The organism is Catellatospora bangladeshensis (genome assembly GCF_016862575.1).
GTDB lineage: Bacteria > Actinomycetota > Actinomycetes > Mycobacteriales > Micromonosporaceae > Catellatospora > Catellatospora bangladeshensis.
In genome coordinates this window covers 1-1,738 of sequence record NZ_BONF01000088.1, presented here as the reverse complement: position 1 = coordinate 1,738, position 1,738 = coordinate 1, and the positions used below count along the sequence as shown (strand labels likewise).

Sequence of the window (1,738 nt, the reverse complement as noted above, 5' to 3'; positions counted from 1 at the left end):
AATCACGGGTTGTCCCTCCGGTTTCGCATGGGCCGCAGCGCGGGGCGCGGCCGTTCGTTGTTGGTCAGCTTCGCGGCGATACCGGCCACGGTCGGTGTCTCGAACAGGGCCCGCACGGACAGCTCCGCGCCGAGCGTGCTGCGGACCCGGTTGGTGAAGCGGGTGGCCAGCAGCGAGTGGCCGCCCAGGTCGAAGAAGTTGTCGTCGATGCTGACCTGGTCGACGCCGAGCACCTCGGCGGCGAGGTCGCACAGCGTCTGCTCGGTGGGGTTGCGGGCGGCCCGCCCGGCCCCGGCGTTCGCGGTGTCCGGGGCGGGCAGCGCGGCGCGGTCGAGCTTGCCGTTGGGCAGCAGGGGAAGCCGCGGCAGCGGCACGACCACGGACGGGACCATGTACTCGGGCAGGGTGGTGCCCAGGGCGGCCCGCACCGCGGCCGGCTCGGCGTCGCCGACGACGTAGCCGACCAGACGCCGGTCGCCGGGACGGTCCTCGCGGACGATCACCGCGGCGTGGGTGACCGCGGGCAGGGCGGTGAGCGCGGCCTCGACCTCGCCCAGCTCGATCCGGAACCCGCGTACCTTCACCTGGTGGTCGACGCGGCCGACGAAGTCGAGCTCGCCGTCGGGCCGCCAGCGGACGACGTCGCCGGTGCGGTACATGCGCGCCCCCGACTGGGGGGCGTACGGGTCGGCGACGAAGCGGCCTGCGGTCAGGCCCGGCCGGGCGTGGTAGCCGCGGGCCAGGCCGGTGCCGCCGAGATACAGCTCGCCGGGCACGCCGGGTGGCACCGGGCGCAGGTGCTGGTCGAGCACGTAGGCGCGGCGGTTGCGGATCGGGCGGCCCATCGGCGCCTCGTCGGCCGGGCCGGCGGCGTACCAGGCGGTGGCGTAGACCGTCGCCTCGGTGGGTCCGTAGATGTTGGCCAGCCGGGCGCCGGGCAGCATGGTGGCGATGCGGTGCAGCAGCGAGGACGGGACCGCCTCCCCCGCCAGCACGACGGTGCCCGCGTGCGCCTTGACGCCGCTGTCGCCGAGCACCTGGTCCAGGGCGGAGGGCACGGCGCTGATGAGGCTGCCGGTCCACGGCTCGTCGGGGTTGTCGGCCAGTGCGAGCAGGTCGCGGACCACGTCGATGCTGCCGCCCGCGGCGAGCGTGCCGAAGATCTCGAACACCGACACGTCGAAGTTGAGCGAGGTGGCCAGCAGCACGCGCGACAGCTGGTCGGCGTCGAAGGTCTCGGCGGCCCACACGGTCAGGTCGGCCGCCGTGGCGTGGCTGACGACGACGCCCTTGGGGCGGCCGGTGGAGCCGGACGTGTAGATCATGTACGCGGGGTGCTCGGGCTCCAGCGGCACCCGCGGGTTGGTATCCGGGTAGCCGTCGGCGCTGTCGACCGTGTCGAGGACGAGCACGGGCGCGGCGTCGGCGAGCATGAAGCCGATGCGGTCCTCGGGGTAGGACGGGTCGACGGGCACGTAGGCGCCGCCGGCTTTGAGCACCGCGAGCAGCGCGACGATCGCGTCGGCGTCGCGGGCCAGCCGCAGCGCGACGAACGACTCGGGTGCCACGCCCTGCTCGATCAGCAGGTGGGCCAGGCGGTTGGCCCGGGTGTTCAGCTCGGCGTAGGACAGCCGCCGGTCGCCGCTGGTGACGGCGACGGCGTCGGGGGTGCGTACGGCCTGCGCCTCGACGACGTCGACCAGGGTCTGCCGGTCCATCGGCCGGGCGGTGTCGTTGA

At 74.3% G+C, this 1,738-nt stretch carries 1 protein-coding gene; it reads right to left on the bottom strand.

Going from position 1 to position 1,738, the window contains the following annotated elements:
- Positions 1–2: 2 nt before the first annotated feature.
- Positions 3–1,738: non-ribosomal peptide synthetase (locus tag Cba03nite_RS39325; protein WP_203757659.1), on the bottom strand; the 1,736-nt coding region annotated here is incomplete at its 5' end.